Genomic DNA, 18002 nt, shown 5'->3' on the forward strand with positions numbered 1-18002 from the left:
GCGCGGGCGCGGGGGAGGGCTCGGGGCGCTCGCGCGAACTACCCGTGCCCGGCGTGTACGGCAGGAAAAAATTCGGTGACCATGAAGTCGCGCAGGATAATTTCCCGAGGTTCTTCTTGCTCACGGAAACGCCATATGTCTACGGTGTCCTTACGTGAGGTTCTCCCGTGGAGGATGGGACATGACAGAAATTCTTGTGCGGGCGACGGCGGGGGAGCGGCTTCCTCCCGAGGTCAGGGTGGTCGAACAGGCCGCGTGGCCGGTTCTGAAGGCCGCCGTGGAGCGCATCCGCCCCTGGCAGGCGGCGAACGGCTCGATCGACTTCGAGGCCGACGGCGCCCCGACGCACGCCGAGGCGGAGGCCGCCGTACACGAGGTGATCATGGCGGTCGGCGAGCTGTCCCCGCTGCTGCCGCACGACGCGGACTACCACCGCGCGCTGGTCGCCGACCTCACCGCCTGGTCCGAGGGTGGCTTCCCGGTCCCCGACTTCCTGGACTCGCTGCTCGCCTTCCAGCCCGCCGCCGACCGGCGCGACGGCCTCCAGCACCTCGTCGTGTTCCCGATGTACACGCAGAACGGCAATCCGGACCGCAATCTCGAAGCGGTCGTCCTGCGCATGGTGTGGCCCGACTGGCTGGCCGAACTGGAGCGCACCCGGTACGACAATCCGCTGTTCTGCGGCATCACCTTCGAGGACTTCACCCCCGGCTACGACACCAACTCGGCCGTCCTGTTCCCGGAGACCATCGCCGTCCGCGAGGCACCGGAACGTTTCTCCTGGGGCGGGATCTTCTGCGACCGCGAGGCCGCGCGCTTCCGCCGGGTCACCGAGTCCGCCGTATCGATCCTCGGTATCGACCTGCCCGAGGACGTCGCCGCGATGGTCCACGACCAGAAGCGCTGCGAGGAGGCGTTCGTCCTGTGGGACATGGTCCACGACCGCACCCACAGCCACGGCGACCTGCCGTTCGACCCGTTCATGATCAAGCAGCGCCAGCCGTTCTGGATGTACGGCCTCGAAGAACTCCGCTGCGACCTCACCGCCTTCAAGGAGGCCGTGAAGCTCCAGGCGGACGGCGTTCCGCAGGCGCGCGACGTGCAGTACGCGGTCCTCTTCGACCGGATGTTCCGCTTCCCCGTGACGGGCGACCGCGTCCGCAACTACGACGGACTCGGCGGCCAGCTCCTCTTCGCGTACCTGCACCGCAACGACGTCGTCCGCTGGACGGACAACAAGCTGCACATCGACTGGGACCGCGCCCCCAAGGTCACCAACGACCTGTGCGCCGAGATCGAGAAGCTCTACAAGGACGGCATCGACCGCCCCAAGCTCGTCCACTGGTTCGCCGGGTACGAGCTGGTCGCCCGGTATCTCTCCCCGCACCCGGCCTCCAAGTGGGCCAAGGGTCCTGACGCCCTCGACCTCTCCCAGCCGCCGCGCAAGCTGGTGGACGACGTGCTGCCGGACGAGTTTCCGCTGAGCATGTTCTATGAGGCCCTGGCGAAGAAGCTGAAGAATGTGATCGCCTCGGCGAAGGGGATCACGGCGGACGACGTGGAACGCACGGCCGCGTGATCGACCGCACGACACGAGCGAACAAGAGCGAGGCGAGGAACATGACCAACGGCGCGCTGAGCGGTGCGGTGATCGCGGTCGCCGGAGCGGGCGGACCGGCAGGCCGGGCGACGCTGATCAGGCTGGCCGAGGCGGGGGCGACCGTCGTCGGCGCCGACAATGACCCGGAGCGGCTCGCGGCGGCCGTCGACGCGGCCCGGTACGCGGCGGGCGGCGCGACCGTCACCGGGGAACCGGTCGACCTGCTGGACCTGGACTCCACGCGCGCGTGGGCCGACCACACCGAGAAGGAGTTCGGCCGCCTCGACGGCCTCGTCCACCTCGTCGGCGGCTGGCGCGGCAGCGAGACCTTCACCAAGACCAGCCTCGACGACTGGGACTTCCTGGAGCTGCTGCTCATCCGCACTGTCCAGCACACCTCCCTGGCCTTCCACGAGGCGCTCCAGCGCAGCGAGCGCGGCCGGTACGTCCTGGTCAGCGCGGCCGGCGCGAGCGCACCCACGGCGGGCAACGCCGCGTACGCCGCCGGCAAGGCCGCCGCCGAGGCGTGGACCCTCGCGCTCGCCGACTACTTCCGCAAGGCCGGCGGCGAGGGCGGCCCCACCTCCGCCGCCGCGATCCTCGTCGTCAAGGCGCTCGTGCACGACGCGATGCGCGCGGAGCGGCCCAACGCCAGGTTCGCGGGCTTCACCGACGTCAAGGACCTCGCCGAGGCCGTCACCGGCGTCTGGGACAAGACCGCCGCCGAAGTGAACGGACAGCGCCTGTGGCTCACCGAGAAGCCGTGAACCCCCCGAAGACCGACGCCCGCCGCCACCACGACCCCGAGGTCCGGGGCTTCGCCAGCGACAACTACGCGGGCGCGCACCCGGAGGTGATGGCCGCCCTCGCGCTCGCCAACGGCGGCCACCAGGTCGCGTACGGCGAGGACGACTACACCGAGCACCTCCAGACGGTCGTCCGCAGCCACTTCGGCCCCACCGCCGAGGCGTTCCCCGTCTTCAACGGCACCGGCGCCAACGTCGTCGCCCTCCAGGCGGTCACCGACCGCTGGGGCGCCGTGATCTGCGCGGAGAGCGCCCACATCAACGTCGACGAGGGCGGCGCGCCCGAGCGCATGGGCGGGCTCAAGCTGCTCACCGTCCCCACGCCCGACGGCAAGCTCACGCCCGAGCTGATCGACCGGCAGGCGTACGGCTGGGACGACGAGCACCGTGCGATGCCGCAGGTCGTCTCCATCACCCAGAGCACCGAACTCGGCACTCTGTACACGCCGGACGAGATCCGCGCGATCTGCGACCACGCGCACGCGCGCGGGATGCGCGTCCACCTCGACGGGTCCCGGATAGCCAACGCGGCGGCCTCGCTCGACGTACCGATGCGGACGTTCACCAACGCCGTCGGCGTCGACATCCTGTCGCTGGGCGGCACGAAGAACGGCGCGCTGTTCGGTGAGGCCGTCGTCGTCATCAACCAGGACGCCGTGCGGCAGATGAAGCACCTGCGCAAGCTGTCCATGCAGCTCGCCTCCAAGATGCGGTTCGTGTCCGTGCAGCTGGAGGCGCTGCTCGCCAAGGACCTCTGGCTGCGCAACGCCCGGCACGCCAACGAGATGGCCCAGCGCCTCGCCGAGGGCGTCCGCGCGGTGCACGGCGTCGAGATCCTGTACCCGGTCCAGGCCAACGGCGTCTTCGCGCGCCTGCCGCACGACGTGAGCGTCCGGCTCCAGGAGAGGTTCCGGTTCTACTTCTGGGACGAGGCGGCCGGGGTCGTGCGGTGGATGTGCTCGTTCGACACGCGCGAGGACGACGTGGACGCGTTCCTGGCGGCGCTGAAGGAGGAGATGGCGAGGTAGGTGTGCATAGTTATACGACCTCCCGTAAATGAATTGACGATCGGGTGGTCGTATTCCTATGCTCGGCGGGCATGGAGCTGATCCAGAACACCCCCGACCTCTCCGCGTACCTGGCGGCCGACGAGGTCATCGACCACCACCATCCCGTCGTACGGCAGACCGCGGCCCGGCTCGCCGCAGACGTACCCGACTCGTATGCCTATGCAGAGGCCGCGTTCGTGTACGTCCGTGACGGGATCCCCCACTCCCAGGACGCCCAGGACCCCCGCGTCACCTGGCGGGCCTCCGACGTCCTGCAACAACGCACCGGCATCTGCTACGCCAAGGCCCACGCCCTCGCCGCCCTCCTGCGCGCCGAGGACATCCCCACGGCCCTGTGCTACCAGCTCCTGCGCGACGACGACGGTCCCGGCCATGTTGTCCACGGCCTGGTCGCCGTCCGCTTCAACGGTGCCTGGCACCGGCAGGACCCGCGCGGGAACAAGGCGGGGGTGGATGCGCAGTTCTCGTTGACGGGGGAGCGGCTGGCGTGGGTTCCCGACGCGAGGGAGGGCGAGTTGGATTATCGAACCCTCTACGCGGAGCCCCATCCCGCCGTCCTGCGCGCGCTCCAGGAGGCCACCGACCGAGCGCACCTCTGGACGACGCTCCCGACCGCCCTCTGACGACCCCGCCGGGCGTGGCCGTTAGGCTTCCCGGCATGTCTGACGGGGGAGGGCGCTTCGCGCCGCTGCGCACGCACTGGAAGCTCACTTCGGCGGTCGCCGTGGCGCTCGCCGCGCTCGCTGTCGCCGTGCCGGTGGTCCTCGCGGACTCCGACGACACGCCGCCCTGCCAGGCGGTGCCGGCGTCTACGCGGGCGCTCGCGGACGATCCGACGGCGGCGACGCGTGCGCTCGATCCCGGCGCCGACATGGGGCGCATGACGGCCGTCCGCGCCCTGTTCGTCGAGCGGCCCTGCGGGGACGGCGGCGAGGCGCTGGGGCGGGTCGTGGACGCGGGGACGCGGACCGAGGGGCAGCCGCACACGCTGGAGCAGGCGCGGAGCGCGTACGGGGTGGTGCTCGCGCTCGGGAAGGGGCGGGGGCCGCTGCCGACGGGGCTGACCACCGCCGCCGCGAGGCTGCTCGGCGAGTACGTCGTGGACCAGAACCTGTACTTCGGGATCGACCGGGACGCCCGGCATCCTGCGGTCACGGCGCGGCAGGCTGCGACCGCCACGGACGACCCCGGCCGCTTCCTCGCCCCCGGCGAGGCTCACGTGGACTTCAGCTACTCCGGTTCCTCCTTGGCGGGCGACGCCCGCATCAACGCGCTGCTGGCCAGGACCGTCTGGGACCCCGAGGCGTTCGCGATCGTCTACGACGCCGAACGGGCTTACTTCGCGCACTACTTGGAGCGCCTGACCGACGACGGCGCGGACCCCGACCACGAAGCCGGCGCCGGCAAGGGGTCCCCGACCTCCGGGCCGGACCGAGACCTGAGCCTCTTCGGGAACCGCTTCGGCGCCCTGATGGGCCTGCGGACCGAGTTCGTGCGGGACGGTACGATCCCCGACCTCGCGGCCTTCGACCGGACCGTACGGGAGCACACCCGGGGCACCTACGCGCCCGCCGGGCGCCGGGTGACCAGCAGACCCGCACAGGGCACCATCGCCGCGCGGCCCGTGTCGGGGACGGCCGAGGGGGAGCTGATGGACGGCAGGGGGCAGGTGTACCCGGTGCTGGAGAAGTGGGCGGCGGCGCGGAAGACGCCCGGGAAGCGGGTCGCGGAGATGCGGCGGGCGATCGACGGGGGGTACGTGCCGACGTTCGCGTACCCGTACTGAACTCAGCCGTCCAGCCGCAGGTCCGTACAGCCGCGCCGCTCGGCCTTGCCCTCGGCGAACGCCGTGAGCAGGGCGCGCCGCTTCGCCAGGCCGAGCTTCGGGGACCCGTCCCCGCTGAGGACGAAGTGCGCGGCCTCGCCGTCACAGCGGGCCGTCGCCGTCAGCCGGTGGTCCCGGCCCAGGTCGTCGCGGACGAGACGTTCGCTCCAGTCGCCGTACCGCGCCTCGAACGCCAGGCCGCTCGGCTCGTCGGTCGTGGAGAGGCGAGGCCGGAAGGAGCAACGGCCCAGCGGCGCCGCGTCGTTCATGGTGTCGGTGACGAGCCACTCGGCGGGACCGGACGGCAGCCCGGCGTCCCGCGCCCACGCGCAGCCGGTGTCGCCGGCCTGGTCGAGCCGGACCTCCTTCTGCTCCTTCTCGAGGTCGGGCAGACCGTCCGTGTCGGCGGGGACCTTGAGCGGCTTCGCGCCGCAACCGAGGCGCTCGGAGGCGGAGTTGACGAGCGACACGGCCGCCTCGTACACGGCCGGGGAGCCGGACCGCGTCTCCCGGCCGAAGAACGTGCGCACCAGGAGCTTCGCCGGACGGCCGTCGGAGGTCTTCGGCAGGTCCGGGCACGGCGCCAGGAAGTCGAGCGTCCTGAACCGGGTGACGAAACCCGGCAGTCCGTCCGGCATGGCGGCCATGGTCCGGAATCCGGCCTCCACCGACGTCAGCAGCGTGGCGTCCACGGAGTCCCGGCCGGTGTACGCCGACATCTCCACCAGCCGCTGGTCGCGGACGTCGTCGCCCTCGACCGTGACGCTGCACCGGTACTCCCCGAGCCCCCGCAGCGTCCTCGACTCGGCCTTCCCGAAGTGCGTGCCGTCCGGCGCCAGTTCACGCGCCGCCCCCGACGGCAGCCCCCCGTCACAGGCGTCCCGCACCACCCACCAGTCCTTCACGTACGGCTGCGCGAACCAGCCGCCCACGCTCAGCACCACCGCGGCCGTCACCGACACCTTGACCCAACGCCGCATTCCCCGCCCCCGTGGCGCACTTGACGGTGTCGGCCGGACGGGGCGCGCCAAGACCCCGGCGCGGCCCTCGACTTGCCGGACCCTATCGCCCGGTCACGCGCGCGCGGTCAGCGGGCCTCGGCCGCGCGGACCTCTTCCGGGGTCGGCGCCGTGCCGCCCAGGTGCGCCGGCATCCACCACGTGTCGCTCGCGTTCTTCGGGCGCACCGGGTACGCGCGCTGGGCGGCCTCCAGGAGCTCCTGGACGCGCTCGCGGAGCTGGCGGGTGATGGCGCCCGCGTACTTGTCCTTGGAGGCCTCGAACGCCTCGCCGACGCGGATCGTGATCGGGATGTGGCTGCGCTTGAAGTTGCGGGGGTGGCCCTTCGTCCAGAGGCGCTGGGTGCCCCAGACGGCCATCGGGATCAGCGGTACGCCCGCCTCCTGGGCGAGCCGCGCGGCGCCGGACTTGAAGGTCTTGAGGGTGAACGACTGCGAGATCGTCGCCTCGGGGAACACACCGATGATCTCACCGGAGCGCAGCGAGGCGAGTGCGTGCTGGTAGGCGGCCTCGCCCTGCTTGCGGTCGACGGGGATGTGCTTCATGTTGCGCATCAGGGGGCCGGAGACCTTGTGCCGGAACACGGACTCCTTCGCCATGAAGCGCACCAGGCGCTTCTGGGGGAGCGCTGCCAGGCCGTCGAAGATGAAGTCCAGATAGCTGATGTGGTTGCTCACCAGCACAGCGCCGCCCGACCGCGGGATGTTCTCCGAACCCCGAAGGTCGATCTTGAGGTCCCAGGCATTGAACAGGGTCTTCGCGAGACCGATTGCGGGACGGTAGACAAGCTCTGCCATGGGTGAGGCGGACCCTTCCTTCACTCGGCCTGAGGAGGGGAACTCCCGGCGAACAAGTTACGCAGCCGTAGGTTTACGGCATGTCGCAGATCGTGCCCCAAGAACGTGCGACGGGCCAGTCCTGGTTCCTGACCGCGTCGGAGATCCTCGTCACGTCCGCACCTTGATCCACCTCGGGCTTTGATTCTTTCTTTACTCCGCGCGGACCGCGACGCGCCGGACGATCAGGTACAACTCGCAGCCCAGGCAGTACCCGAAGGCCGCGTTCAGGAACGCCGCCGCCAGCGCGAGCCCCGTCGCCGCGAGCCCCAGCCACTCCACCCCGAGCCCGAGCCCGGCCAGCCCCACGCCCGCGAACAGCAGCCCCACGGCCTGCGCGAACCTCGGCGGCTCCGGCGCCTCGAACGCGACCGGCGGCCCGAGCCGGGGCCGTACGACCGTCCTGAACAGCCATCCGTACGGCGAGCGGGCCACCCCGCCCGCCGCGCCCAGCGCGAACGCCAGCGTCTGCCAGGCGAGCAGCCAGGCGCTGCCGGTGATCAGTACGACCGCCAGTACGGCGGTCGTGACGGCCGCGCCGAAGCGTGGCCCACGTGCGTCGATGTCCATGAAGCCAGCATTCCGCATCGGAAACGGTCCGGGGAGCCGGGAATGTTTGCGGTCTCGTGAACGCTTGAGCGGCTGATGACCGGACTCATGGTGTGTGTCGCGGTGCTCGCTGCGGCGAGCGCCTACGGAGTGCTGCACAGGCGGCACGGCGGGAGGGTACGCGTGCGCGCACGGGACGACGGCAGACGGCTGGACGCCGTACGGCTCGGCGCCGAACTCGGCGAGCGGGCCACCCTCCTGCAGTTCTCCAGCGCCTTCTGCGCACCCTGCCGGGCGACCAGGCGGACCCTCGGCGAGGTGGCCGACATGGTCCCCGGCGTCGCGCACATAGAGATCGACGCCGAGCAGCACCTCGACCTCGTCCGCGACCTCGGCATCCTCAAGACGCCGACCGTGCTGGTCCTGGACGCCGGCGGGAACGTCGTCCGGCGCGCGAGCGGTCAGCCGCGCAAGGCGGACGTCATCGCCGCGCTGGGGGAGGCGGTGTGACGGAGCGGCAGCTTCCAGATCCCGGAACGCCCTTGACTGGACATGCCAACTATCGTCAGCCTGACGTCATGCCTGAGGAACTCCTTCTCTACGGACGGGTCCACGTCGACCTGGCCCGGAGCACCGCGAGCGCACGCTGTCCGGGCCGCTGAGCACCCCGGACCCTGCTCGTCCCTTCAGCCCGAAGGACATCCCGATGACGGCCTCGCCCGACCTCGCCGCCGCCAAGCTCGCCTCCCCCGACCTCCTGCGCTCCGTCTTCCGCCGGCACGCCGCCGGTGTGGCCGTGATCACCGCCTCCGGCGAGCACGGCCCCGTCGGATTCACCGCCACCTCCCTCACCTCCGTCTCCGCCGAACCCGCGCTGCTCTCCTTCGGCATCGGCACCGGCGCCTCCAGCTGGCCCGCGATATCCCGCGCGCAACACGTCGGCGTGCACCTGCTCGGCGAGCACCAGGCCGACCTGGCAGCCACCTTCGCGCGCAGCGGCGCCGACCGCTTCGGCGCGCCCACCGCCTGGCGCGAGGGTCCCGAAGGGGTGCCCGTCCTGGACGACGTCCTCGCCTGGCTGGTGTGCCGCGTGCACACGCGCGTGCCTGCGGGCGACCACCGCATCGTGCTCGCGGAGGTCGTTCTCGGCGACCCCACGCGCGCGGGACGGCCGCTGCTCTACCACCAGGGACGGTTCAACGCGCTGCGTGACTGAGATCGCTTGCCCGCCCCCTGCGGGGCCGTCGAGTTCCGGTTACGCTGCGTTGCGAAGGTCACAGTTCAAAGCGCTTGCTTAGCGGGCAGGAACTGGGTGTACTGGTGAGTAATATTCGGGTCGGAGGCGGGCCGCCCCCGATCCGGGAACGGCCTCTTCAGGCGCCTATGCTGCCTGTAAGTAGGCAGCCGAGAACTGACGATGCAGTAGGAGAGCCGGCGTGAGCTTGAGGATCGTTGTCACTGTGAAGTACGTGCCCGACGCCACTGGCGACCGGCACTTCGCCGATGACCTGACCGTCGACCGGGACGACGTGGACGGTCTGCTCTCCGAGCTCGACGAGTACGCGGTCGAACAGGCCCTCCAGATCTCCGAGAACTCCGATGACGACGTCGAGGTCACCGTCCTCACCGTCGGCCCCGAGGACGCCAAGGACGCCCTGCGCAAGGCCCTCTCCATGGGCGCCGACAAGGCGATCCACGTCGAGGACGACGACCTGCACGGCACCGACGTCCTCGGCACCTCCCTGGTCCTCGCCAAGGCCATCGAGAAGGCCGGCTTCGACCTCGTCGTCTCCGGCATGGCCTCCACCGACGGCGGCGGCGGCGTCGTCCCCGCGCTCCTCGCCGAGCGCCTCGGCGTCCCGCAGGTCACGCTGCTGTCCCAGGTCGAGGTCGCGGACGGCGTCGTCAAGGGCCGCCGCGACGGCGACGCCGCGTCCGAGCAGCTCGAAGCGTCCCTGCCGGCCGTCGTGTCCGTCACCGACCAGTCCGGCGAGGCGCGTTACCCGTCCTTCAAGGGCATCATGGCCGCCAAGAAGAAGCCGGTCGAGTCCTGGGACCTGTCCGACCTCGACATCGAGGCGGAAGAGGTCGGCCTGGACGGCGCCTGGACCAAGGTCGACGACGCGACCGCGCGCCCGGCCCGCACGGCCGGCACGATCGTCAAGGACGAGGGCGAGGGCGGCAAGCAGCTCGCTGAGTTCCTCGCGGGCCAGAAGTTCATCTAGGCCCCGCGCGCGGGGCAGAGGTTCATCCAGCGCCCCTTGCTGACCGCCCTTCAACTTCGTTTCGCAGGAGAGCATTCCCATGGCTGAAGTCCTCGTCTACGTCGACCACGCGGACGGCGCCGTCCGCAAGCCCACCCTTGAACTGCTGACGCTCGCGCGCCGCATCGGCGAGCCCGTCGCTGTCGCGCTGGGCGCCGGCGCCGCCGGTACGGCCGCCGTCCTCGCCGAGCACGGCGCGACGCGCGTCCTGACGCACGAGGCGTCCGAGTACGCCGACTACCTCGTCGTCCCCAAGGTCGACGCCCTCCAGGCCGCCTACGCCGCCGTCTCCCCGGCCGCCGTCCTGGTCTCCTCCTCCGCCGAGGGCAAGGAGATCGCCGCCCGCCTCGCGCTGCGCATCGAGGCCGGTCTGATCACCGACGCGACCGACCTGGAGGCCGGTGACGAGGGCCCGGTGGCCACGCAGGCCGTGTTCGCCGCGTCGTTCACCACCAGGTCCCGCGTCATCAAGGGCACGCCGGTCATCACCGTCAAGCCCAACTCCGCCGCCGTCGAGGCCGCTCCGGCCGCGGGCGCCGTCGAGGACCTCGCGGTGTCGTTCTCCGCCGCTGCCACCGGCACGAAGATCACCGGCCGCACCCCGCGCGAGTCGACCGGGCGTCCGGAGCTGACCGAGGCCGCGATCGTCGTCTCCGGCGGCCGTGGCGTCAACGGCTCCGAGAACTTCGGGATCATCGAGGCCCTCGCGGACTCCCTCGGCGCGGCCGTCGGCGCCTCCCGCGCCGCCGTCGACGCCGGCTGGTACCCGCACACCAACCAGGTCGGCCAGACCGGCAAGTCCGTCTCGCCGCAGCTGTACATCGCCAACGGCATCTCCGGCGCGATCCAGCACCGCGCGGGCATGCAGACGTCCAAGACGATCGTCGCGGTCAACAAGGACCCCGAGGCGCCGATCTTCGACCTCGTGGACTACGGCGTCGTCGGCGACCTGTTCGACGTGGTGCCGCAGCTCACGGAGGAGATCAACACCCGCAAGGGCTGATCTCCGGGTTGTACGAGGCCCTGTGACCGGTGTCGCCGGTCGCGGGGCCTCTGGCGTGCGCGGGAGGGGGGGCTGGGGGCTATGTCAGGTCCACGCTCGCGCACACCGGCAGGTGGTCGCTCGGGTACTGGCCCCCGCGCGTGTACGTGTCCACCCAGGCTCTCCGCGCGCGTACGCCGGGTGTGGCCAGCACCCAGTCGATCCGCCAGCCGTCCGCCACCAGGCCGCGGTAGTTGTGGAACGTCCCGAACGACGGCCCGCGCGTGAGGGCGCTGTCCCACGTGTCGACGAGGTCCGCGCGCAGCAGCGTGTCGTACACCTCGTTGTCGTGCGCCGCGACGTTGAAGTCCCCGAGCAGCAGGGCGGGATGGGTGAGCGCGCTCATGCGGGCGGCGATCAGGGACGCCGCACGCGCGCGTGCGTACTGGCTGCGGTGGTCCAGGTGTGTGTTGAGGACGTAGAACTCCCGGCCGGGGCCCAGCCGGTCCCGGAACCGGACCCAGGTGCACATCCGGACGAACGCGGCGCCCCAGGTGTTCGACGCGAGGTCCTCCGGCGTGTCCGAGAGGGCGTACGTGCCGTGCGCGAGGGGCTGGAGGCGGGCCGTGTCGTAGTAGATCGCCAGGGACTCGTCCGTCGTACGGCCCTCAAGTCCCGTACCGATCCACGCGTACCGGGGCCCGAGGTCGGCGGCGATGTCCAGGATCTGCCCGTGCACGCCCTCCTGGGTGCCGACGACGGACGGGGCGGCCCGCAGGAGCAGTTCGCGGGTCACGGGGCGGCGTGCGGCCCAACTGTTGGGCTCCTGGGCGCTGGCGAAGCGGAGGTTGAAGGTCATTGCCCTCAGCGGGGGGACGGGCTGTACGGGGCGCGCCGACTGGTTCGGGGGCTCGGCCTCGTCGATGTGGGCCTGCGAGGCTCGTACGGTGGCGAGCAGCGGGACGGCCAGGGCCGCCGCCAGGGTGGTCCTCAGCCCCGCGCGCCGCGTCACTCCGCCGGTGCCCGTCATGTGCGCCCCCTCGCCTCGGGGATCAGGATGAGGGTGCGAACGGCTGGGCGAAAGAGGGTCCGGGTGAAGAAAAGGATCAGCGGGGGTGAACCGTTTCGAGGGGCCGGAACGATGAAGGGGTACGAGGCGGGCTGAAGGGGACCGCTGGGTGGACGGGGTGTTGACCGGCGGCAAGATCCGTTGTTGGCTTCCGTCGCTGGAGTGTTGATTCCGTAGAGCGGAAAACTGGAGGGTGCGGGATGGGGTCAGGGCAGCAGGAGCCGGTCGTGACGAGCCTGGCGAGCGCCGTCGGCGAGGAGATCGCCGCCCGGCTCGCCCCGGTCGACGCGGAGCTGGCCCGCCGCTACCCCGGCGACCCCGGCACCCGCCAGCCCGTCCACACCGTGTACGTCCCCGGGGACGTGTTCGCCGCCGACACCGTCCGTGCCTGGGGCGACCGCGCGCTCACCGCCCTCGACGAACACGCCCCGGACGCCGCCTCCTTCGCCGCCGTCCTCGGCCTCGCCGACGACCTCGCCGAACCCGTGTACGCGCGCGTGCGGGCCAAGCTGGAGCGCGAACCGGTGGAAGACCTGCGCGTCGACTTCGAGGACGGGTACGGGCCCCGCCCCGACGCGGAGGAGGACCAGCACGCGGCCCACGCCGCCCGCCTGGTCGCCCGCGCGTACCGGGACGGCACCGCCGCGCCGTACACCGGCATCCGCATGAAGTGCATGGAGGCCGCCGTCCGCGACCGGGGCATCCGCACGCTCGACATCTTCCTCAGCGGCCTCATGGAGGCGGGCGGGCTGCCCGACGGGCTCGTCCTTACCCTCCCCAAGGTGACCTACCCCGAGCAGGTCACCGCCATGGTCCGGCTCCTGGAGGCGTTCGAGAGGACCCGGGGCCTCGACAGCGGGCGCATCGGCTTCGAGATCCAGATCGAGACCAGCCAGGCCGTCCTCGCCGCCGACGGCACCGCGACGGTCGCCCGCATGATCGACGCCGCGGAGGGGCGGGCCACGGGGTTGCACTACGGCACGTTCGACTACAGCGCCTCCCTCGGCGTCTCCGCCGCGCACCAGGCCAGCGACCATCCCGCCGCCGACCATGCCAAGGCCGTCATGCAGGTCGCCGCTGCGGGCACGGGGGTACGGGTCTGCGACGGTTCCACGAACGTTCTGCCTGTCGGGTCCACCGAGAAGGTCCACGATGCTTGGCGGCTGCACTACGGGTTGACGCGGCGGGCTCTTGCGCGTGCGTACTACCAGGGGTGGGACATGCACCCTGGGCACCTGCCGACCCGGTACGCCGCAGTGTTCGCGTTCTACCGGGAGGGGTTCGCACAGGCCGCTGCGCGGCTCTCGCGGTATGCCAGCCGCACTGCTGGGGACGTGATGGATGAGCCGGCTACGGCGAAGGCGCTCAGTGGATATCTGCTGCGGGGGCTGGACTGTGGGGCGCTGGATGTGGATGAGGTGGGGGAGGGGAGTGGGCTGACTCGGGGGGAGTTGGAGGAGTTCGCGGGGCGGCGGAAGGGGGTGTGAGGGGGTTTGCGGGGTGCCGGGTGCCGGGTGCCGGGTGCCGGTCGGCCTGAGGGGGCCGACCGGTGTTGTGCTGAGGGGGCGTGCCGGTGAGGGTTACTTCCCGTTGGTGTACGGGCGCGTGATGATCTCCATCGTGTGGCCGGACGGGTCCAGGAAGTAGACGCCACGGCCGCCGTAGTAGTGATTGATCCGGCCCGGGCGCCGCAGGTGCGGATCGTCGAAGTACTCGATCTTCGCCTCCTCGATCCGGGCGAACGCGGCGTCGAACTCCTCGTCGGTCACGAGGAAGGCGTAGTGCTGGGTGGTGATCGACCCCTCCGGCACGGTGAGGAAGTCCAGCGATACGCCGTTCGCGGTGTTCACGGGGAGGAAGGGGCCGAGCGGCGGGGCGACCTCTAGTCCGAGGACGTGGGCGAGGAAGTGCGCGGATTCGTGCTGGTTCCGGGCGGCCACGATGGTGTGGTTCAGTTCGACAGACATCTGTGGAGTGCCTCCGTAAGGCAATCTCACAGGCACCTCCATGCCGCACCGGGACGGTGACCGGCACGCGATGCCTTGTCTCCGACGGTAACTCAGCTTTCCGGCCTACCTGATCTGCGGGGAAGTGTTTCGGTCTGGGGGTGGAGGTGTTCCAGGCCGGACGTCGTGACCAGTTTTTCCTCCCTCAGTAGTCGGGTGCCCCGGTCGCACAACTTCGCGTCTGCGCGGGCCCGTTCGCTGAACTGCTCCGGGGTCTTGCCGAAGAGGCGTCGCAACTCCGGTGAGGTCTTGAGGAGTTCGGCGATCAGGGTGCGCTGGTCTCCGTGGCGGCGCGGGGTTCCCGTGCCGTCGTGGAGGACGCCGTGGCGGTTCACATAGACGTAAGTCCCGGGCAGTGCATGGCCGTTCTCCAGCTCCACCCTGAACTCCGGCGTGGGCAGCCGGACTCGGGCGTAGTTCCCCTGGGGCGAGTGCGCGCCCTCGCTGGCGTCGACGACTTTCAGCTGCTCCTCGTCCAGCCAGATGACGAACAACTCCCGTGTGACGTCCGGGGCGTTGAGCGGTGACGCGGAGATGTAGCCCATCCGGCTCACGTGCGCGGAGACGCCGATGTCGAGGCCGGTGACGTGTGCCTTCGTCATCGGGACGGGGGAGGTGATGCCGAACTCGTCCATCTTGTGCCGCAGTTGGCCGGGGCAGGCGTTGGAGCCGACGGCCAGGACGGGGGTCCGGTCGGGGTGGGTCAGGCGGTCCAGGGGGAGGAGGCGGTCGCCTTGGAGGAGGGCGGAGGCGGTGGGCCAGGGGCCGGGGTAGGTGAGGGGGTGGTCCCGGGGGGCTTGGGCGAGGCCCAGGGAGGTGAGGGTGGGGGCGGAGAGGGGCATGTGAGGTGTCCTATACCACCGGGGCGGTACCACGCACCGACGCGGTGTCCCTCATTCCGCCGTGTCGTGGAAGGGTCGCCGTATGCCTGACGCGAGTTTCCGACCCGACCTGTACCGGGGCACCGCTGGTTACTACGACTGCTTCCGCCTCGCCTACCCCGACACGATGCTCACCGACCTGATCCGCCGTACGTCCCCGTCCGGACACGGACGCTTGCTGGACCTGGCCTGCGGCACCGGCCAGCTCGCGTTTCCGCTGCGTGCTGGGTTCGCGGAGGTGCGGGCGGTGGATGCGGAGGCTGATATGGGGGAGGTGGTCCGCGCGAAGGTGGAGGCTGGCGGGGAGGTGGGTGATGTGGGGGCTGGCATCGTCAGGGCGGAGAGCAGCGGGGACGTGGCCGATGTTGGGGTCGGCGCTGTCGGGGCGGCGAGTCGCGGGGACGGGGCCTTCGTTCGGGCCGTCACAGCCAAGGCAGCGGTTACTGGTGACGCGGTCGATGCCAGGGCCAGCATCGCCGGAGCGGCGGCCAGCGGGGACGTGGCCGATGTTGGGGTCGGCGCTGTCAGGGCGGCGAGCAGTGGAGACGCTGCCTTCGTCCGGGCCGTCACAGCCAAGGCAGCGGTTACCGGCGATGCGGTCGATGCCGGAGAGGCGAGTCGCGACGGTGCGGCTCGCGTCCGGGTCGTCACCGCCAAGGCCGAGGACCTCGACGTGGACGCCGGAAGCGTTGAACTCGTCGTCATCGGCAACGCCTTTCACCGTCTGCCCCGGGATTTGGTCGCCCGGCGTGCCCTGACCTGGCTTGAACCCGGCGGGCACCTGGCTCTCTGCTGGTCGACGAGTCCCTGGGCGGGGCCGCTGGACTGGCAGCGTGCGTTCGGTGACGTCCTGCGCCGGTGGCAGGAGGCGTTGGGGGCGGCGAGCCGGGTGCCGCCCGGCGCCGAGCAGCGCCGGCAGACGGACCCCGACCGGGAGGTGCTCTCCCGCGCCGGGTTCGAGCCCTCGGTACGGCACGAGTTCGCGGTCGAGTACCGCTGGACGGTCGAGGAACTCGCCGGGCACGTCCGCTCGACGTCCTTCTTGCCGCCGTCCGTACTCGCGGACCGCGCCACGGAGTTCGACGGCGACCTCATGACCGTACTCAGCCCCTACGCGACCGACGGCCACCTGACGGAGACGGTGAGCTTCGCGTACGACCTGGCGCGCAAGCCGGGCCGGACCGCCGGCTGACCGGCTGCCGTACGGGTTCGCCCGGGGCCGGGATGTCCGCTCGGTGCGCATCCCTGCCGGCTCCGCCTCGGTGAGCTGGTTCGGGCGTCCTGCGGAGGCCCGGGAACGGCTGCTCACCGCATCCCGCCCTGGTGAGCTGATTCAGGCGCCCCCGAGACCCGGGAAGGCCGTTCACCGCGTCCCCCGTCGGACCCGCCCTTGACTCCCGCTCAGGCGTTTGGCCGGCCCGGAGACGGCCTCCGGCTCAGGTGCCCCCGGCCCGGGGAAGGTTGTTCACCGCATTCCTGTCGGCCCCGCCGCGTTGAGCTGGGGGCGTCCCCCGGAGGTCCGGAAACGGCTGCGCACCGCACCTCCTGCCTGGCCCCGCCTCGTCGGCCGGCTCAGGCGCGCCCTGTCGGCCCGGCGTGGAGGTGCACCGCCCGGCTCGGGAGGGCCGTTCACTGCATCCCCTGTTGGGCGTTGAATTCGGGTGTCCCCTAGAGGTCCGGAAACGGCTGCGTACCAAACCTCCCGCCTGCCCCAGCCTCGGCGGCCGTCTCAGGCGCCCCCTGCCCCGGGGAGGGCCCGTTTGCCGCCCCCGTCGAGCCCGGCCGGGCTCCTGCCCGCAGACGGCCGTCCGGGTCCAGGCACCCGCCTGACCCCGGTGCCGCCGTTCAGTCCGCCGGTGGCAGTTCCCCCGACCCCCGGGCGATCAGACGGGTCGGCAGGACGATGTGTTCGGGGACGATGTGGGTGCCTTCGAGTTGCTGGAAGAGGCGTTCCGCGGCGGTGCGGCCGATGATCGCCGCGTCCTGGGAGATGACCGTCACGCCGGGCTGGAGGAGGTCGGCGAGTTCGAGGTCGTCGAAGCCGATGAGGGCGACGCGGCGGGCGTGTTCGGCGAGGACGCGGATGACGGTGACCGTGACCCGGTTGTTGCCGGCGAAGATCGCGGTGACCGGCGAGGGCCCCGACAGCATCAGCTCGGCGGCCCGGCGTACCCGGTCGGGGCTGGTGACGCCGAGGGACATCCAGTCGTCCTCGACGGTTATCCCGGCGTCGCCCATGGCGGCCCGGTAGCCGCGCAGGCGCTCCGCGGCCGTGTGGATGCGCGGCATGTCGCCGATGAACCCGATCCTGCGGTGCCCGTGCGCGAGGAGGTGGGCGACGCCTTCGAGGGCCCCGCCGAAGTTGTCGGACAGCACGCAGTCGGCGTCGATCCGCCCGGCCGGCCGGTCGACGAACACCGTCGCGACGCCCGCCTTGATCTCCGGCTCCAGATACCGGTGGTCGTCGCCCGCCGGAATCACCACGAGCCCGTCGACCCGCCGCGCGCACAACGCCAGCGCCAGCTCCTGCTCGCGCTCGGGGTCCTCGGCGCTGGAGCCGTTGATCAGCAGGGCGCCGTGCGAACGGGCCACCTCCTCGACCGCACGGCTCAGCGGGCCGTAGAACGGGTCGGCGAGGTCTTCGAGGACCAGCCCGATGCTCGCCGTACGGCCCTTGCGCAGTACGCGCGCGCTGTCGTTGCGGCGGAAGCCCAGCGCGTCGATGGCCTCCTGCACGCGCCGCTCGGTCTCGGGGGTGACGCCGGGTTCGCCGTTGACGACGCGGGAGACGGTCTTGAGTCCGACACCGGCGCGGGCGGCGACGTCCTTCATCGTGGGACGGTTGCCGTAGCGGGCGGTGGTCAGGGAGGCGGCGCGTCGGGGCGTCTCTGGCACGATGCGGGGTCCTGTTCCTGTCGGCCTCGGGGATACGGCGATGTCCGGGTTTGCGGGGGGTCGCGCGATCCCTGGGGTTGTATGAGGATGTGGCGTCGAGCATAGAGCCTGGACAACGTTGTCAGATGCCGAGAGACTGTCCGACGCCTTCTCCGGTCCGCGTCCCCCACCGCTGGACCGGCCCGCTCTTTTCCACGGTC

General features: G+C 71.3%; 18 protein-coding genes. 11 read left to right on the top strand and 7 right to left on the bottom strand.

Features of this window, described 5'->3' with window-relative positions; all coding sequences use genetic code 11:
- The first annotated feature begins 181 nt into the window (after positions 1-181).
- The 5 genes from J8M50_RS42455 to J8M50_RS42475 all read left to right on the top strand — a co-directional run bounded on the left by J8M50_RS42455 (position 182) and on the right by J8M50_RS42475 (position 5262).
- Entirely contained in the window at positions 182-1579 is a 1398-nt protein-coding gene (locus tag J8M50_RS42455) for a DUF6421 family protein (RefSeq protein WP_029183978.1), read from the top strand.
- A 41-nt stretch (positions 1580-1620) separates the two neighbouring features.
- Positions 1621-2367 (top strand): SDR family NAD(P)-dependent oxidoreductase, encoded by a 747-nt coding sequence (locus J8M50_RS42460; RefSeq protein WP_029183977.1) that lies wholly within the window; start codon positions 1621-1623, stop codon positions 2365-2367.
- Positions 2364-3434 (top strand): threonine aldolase family protein, encoded by a 1071-nt coding sequence (locus J8M50_RS42465; protein ID WP_010354636.1) that lies wholly within the window; start codon positions 2364-2366, stop codon positions 3432-3434. Before J8M50_RS42460 ends, J8M50_RS42465 begins: the two co-directional genes overlap by 4 nt.
- 71 nt (positions 3435-3505) lie before the next feature.
- Positions 3506-4099 (top strand): transglutaminase domain-containing protein, encoded by a 594-nt coding sequence (locus J8M50_RS42470; protein ID WP_010354635.1) that lies wholly within the window; start codon positions 3506-3508, stop codon positions 4097-4099.
- 35 nt (positions 4100-4134) lie between these two features.
- Entirely contained in the window at positions 4135-5262 is a 1128-nt protein-coding gene (locus J8M50_RS42475; protein WP_010354634.1) for a hypothetical protein, read from the top strand.
- A 2-nt stretch (positions 5263-5264) separates the two neighbouring features.
- On the opposite strand, the gene J8M50_RS42480 is transcribed toward J8M50_RS42475, so the two are convergent.
- From J8M50_RS42480 to J8M50_RS42490, 3 genes are all read right to left on the bottom strand, one after another.
- Positions 5265-6281 (bottom strand): hypothetical protein, encoded by a 1017-nt coding sequence (locus J8M50_RS42480; RefSeq protein WP_010354633.1) that lies wholly within the window; start codon positions 6279-6281, stop codon positions 5265-5267.
- Between the two features lie 107 nt (positions 6282-6388).
- Positions 6389-7117 (bottom strand): lysophospholipid acyltransferase family protein, encoded by a 729-nt coding sequence (locus tag J8M50_RS42485; protein WP_059048331.1) that lies wholly within the window; start codon positions 7115-7117, stop codon positions 6389-6391.
- Between the two features lie 192 nt (positions 7118-7309).
- Positions 7310-7726 (bottom strand): DUF4395 domain-containing protein, encoded by a 417-nt coding sequence (locus J8M50_RS42490; protein WP_010354631.1) that lies wholly within the window; start codon positions 7724-7726, stop codon positions 7310-7312.
- Positions 7727-7801: 75 nt separating this feature from the next.
- On the opposite strand from J8M50_RS42490, the gene J8M50_RS42495 reads away from it, so the two are divergent.
- The 4 genes from J8M50_RS42495 to J8M50_RS42510 all read left to right on the top strand — a co-directional run bounded on the left by J8M50_RS42495 (position 7802) and on the right by J8M50_RS42510 (position 10972).
- The gene (locus tag J8M50_RS42495) at positions 7802-8215 is read left to right on the top strand and encodes a TlpA family protein disulfide reductase (protein ID WP_010354629.1); all 414 of its coding nucleotides are present in this window, start codon (positions 7802-7804) and stop codon (positions 8213-8215) included.
- Positions 8216-8411: 196 nt separating this feature from the next.
- On the top strand, positions 8412-8921 hold the full coding sequence (locus J8M50_RS42500; protein WP_010354628.1) for a flavin reductase family protein: 510 nt from the start codon (positions 8412-8414) through the stop codon (positions 8919-8921).
- Between the two features lie 220 nt (positions 8922-9141).
- Complete coding sequence (locus tag J8M50_RS42505) at positions 9142-9930, top strand: electron transfer flavoprotein subunit beta/FixA family protein (RefSeq protein WP_010354627.1); 789 nt, start codon at positions 9142-9144, stop codon at positions 9928-9930.
- 79 nt (positions 9931-10009) lie between these two features.
- The gene (locus tag J8M50_RS42510; RefSeq protein WP_010354626.1) at positions 10010-10972 is read left to right on the top strand and encodes an electron transfer flavoprotein subunit alpha/FixB family protein; all 963 of its coding nucleotides are present in this window, start codon (positions 10010-10012) and stop codon (positions 10970-10972) included.
- Positions 10973-11051: 79 nt separating this feature from the next.
- Here the strand turns inward: J8M50_RS42510 and J8M50_RS42515 are convergent, their stop codons facing one another.
- Complete coding sequence (locus tag J8M50_RS42515) at positions 11052-11981, bottom strand: endonuclease/exonuclease/phosphatase family protein (RefSeq protein ID WP_010354625.1); 930 nt, start codon at positions 11979-11981, stop codon at positions 11052-11054.
- Between the two features lie 239 nt (positions 11982-12220).
- Here J8M50_RS42515 and J8M50_RS42520 point away from each other — a divergent pair, with 239 nt between their 5' ends.
- Positions 12221-13507 (top strand): DUF6986 family protein, encoded by a 1287-nt coding sequence (locus J8M50_RS42520; RefSeq protein ID WP_010354624.1) that lies wholly within the window; start codon positions 12221-12223, stop codon positions 13505-13507.
- A gap of 93 nt (positions 13508-13600) precedes the next feature.
- Here J8M50_RS42520 and J8M50_RS42525 read toward each other — a convergent pair whose 3' ends face one another.
- Together J8M50_RS42525 and J8M50_RS42530 are read right to left on the bottom strand one after the other, a co-directional pair.
- Positions 13601-13987, bottom strand: coding sequence for a VOC family protein (locus J8M50_RS42525; protein WP_010354623.1), 387 nt, complete (start codon positions 13985-13987; stop codon positions 13601-13603).
- 92 nt (positions 13988-14079) lie between these two features.
- Entirely contained in the window at positions 14080-14868 is a 789-nt protein-coding gene (locus J8M50_RS42530; protein ID WP_010354622.1) for a hypothetical protein, read from the bottom strand.
- An 82-nt stretch (positions 14869-14950) separates the two neighbouring features.
- On the opposite strand from J8M50_RS42530, the gene J8M50_RS42535 reads away from it, so the two are divergent.
- A complete protein-coding gene (locus tag J8M50_RS42535; protein ID WP_010354621.1) occupies positions 14951-16099 on the top strand; it encodes a class I SAM-dependent methyltransferase in 1149 nt (382 codons plus the stop codon).
- Positions 16100-16752: 653 nt separating this feature from the next.
- Here J8M50_RS42535 and J8M50_RS42540 read toward each other — a convergent pair.
- Positions 16753-17802 (bottom strand): LacI family DNA-binding transcriptional regulator, encoded by a 1050-nt coding sequence (locus J8M50_RS42540; RefSeq protein ID WP_010354620.1) that lies wholly within the window; start codon positions 17800-17802, stop codon positions 16753-16755.
- Positions 17803-18002 lie beyond the last annotated feature (200 nt).

This window comes from Streptomyces acidiscabies, assembly GCF_020010905.1.
Classification (GTDB): domain Bacteria; phylum Actinomycetota; class Actinomycetes; order Streptomycetales; family Streptomycetaceae; genus Streptomyces; species Streptomyces acidiscabies.

Coding starts and splice junctions, on each gene's coding strand:
- J8M50_RS42455 (WP_029183978.1), top strand. CDS start 182: ATGACAGAAATTCTTGTGCGGGCGACGGCGGGGGAGCGGCTTCCTCCC.
- J8M50_RS42460 (WP_029183977.1), top strand. CDS start 1,621: ATGACCAACGGCGCGCTGAGCGGTGCGGTGATCGCGGTCGCCGGAGCG.
- J8M50_RS42470 (WP_010354635.1), top strand. CDS start 3,506: ATGGAGCTGATCCAGAACACCCCCGACCTCTCCGCGTACCTGGCGGCC.
- J8M50_RS42475 (WP_010354634.1), top strand. CDS start 4,135: ATGTCTGACGGGGGAGGGCGCTTCGCGCCGCTGCGCACGCACTGGAAG.
- J8M50_RS42480 (WP_010354633.1), bottom strand. CDS start 6,281: ATGCGGCGTTGGGTCAAGGTGTCGGTGACGGCCGCGGTGGTGCTGAGC.
- J8M50_RS42485 (WP_059048331.1), bottom strand. CDS start 7,117: ATGGCAGAGCTTGTCTACCGTCCCGCAATCGGTCTCGCGAAGACCCTG.
- J8M50_RS42490 (WP_010354631.1), bottom strand. CDS start 7,726: ATGGACATCGACGCACGTGGGCCACGCTTCGGCGCGGCCGTCACGACC.
- J8M50_RS42495 (WP_010354629.1), top strand. CDS start 7,802: ATGACCGGACTCATGGTGTGTGTCGCGGTGCTCGCTGCGGCGAGCGCC.
- J8M50_RS42500 (WP_010354628.1), top strand. CDS start 8,412: ATGACGGCCTCGCCCGACCTCGCCGCCGCCAAGCTCGCCTCCCCCGAC.
- J8M50_RS42510 (WP_010354626.1), top strand. CDS start 10,010: ATGGCTGAAGTCCTCGTCTACGTCGACCACGCGGACGGCGCCGTCCGC.
- J8M50_RS42515 (WP_010354625.1), bottom strand. CDS start 11,981: ATGACGGGCACCGGCGGAGTGACGCGGCGCGCGGGGCTGAGGACCACC.
- J8M50_RS42520 (WP_010354624.1), top strand. CDS start 12,221: ATGGGGTCAGGGCAGCAGGAGCCGGTCGTGACGAGCCTGGCGAGCGCC.
- J8M50_RS42525 (WP_010354623.1), bottom strand. CDS start 13,987: ATGTCTGTCGAACTGAACCACACCATCGTGGCCGCCCGGAACCAGCAC.
- J8M50_RS42530 (WP_010354622.1), bottom strand. CDS start 14,868: ATGCCCCTCTCCGCCCCCACCCTCACCTCCCTGGGCCTCGCCCAAGCC.
- J8M50_RS42535 (WP_010354621.1), top strand. CDS start 14,951: ATGCCTGACGCGAGTTTCCGACCCGACCTGTACCGGGGCACCGCTGGT.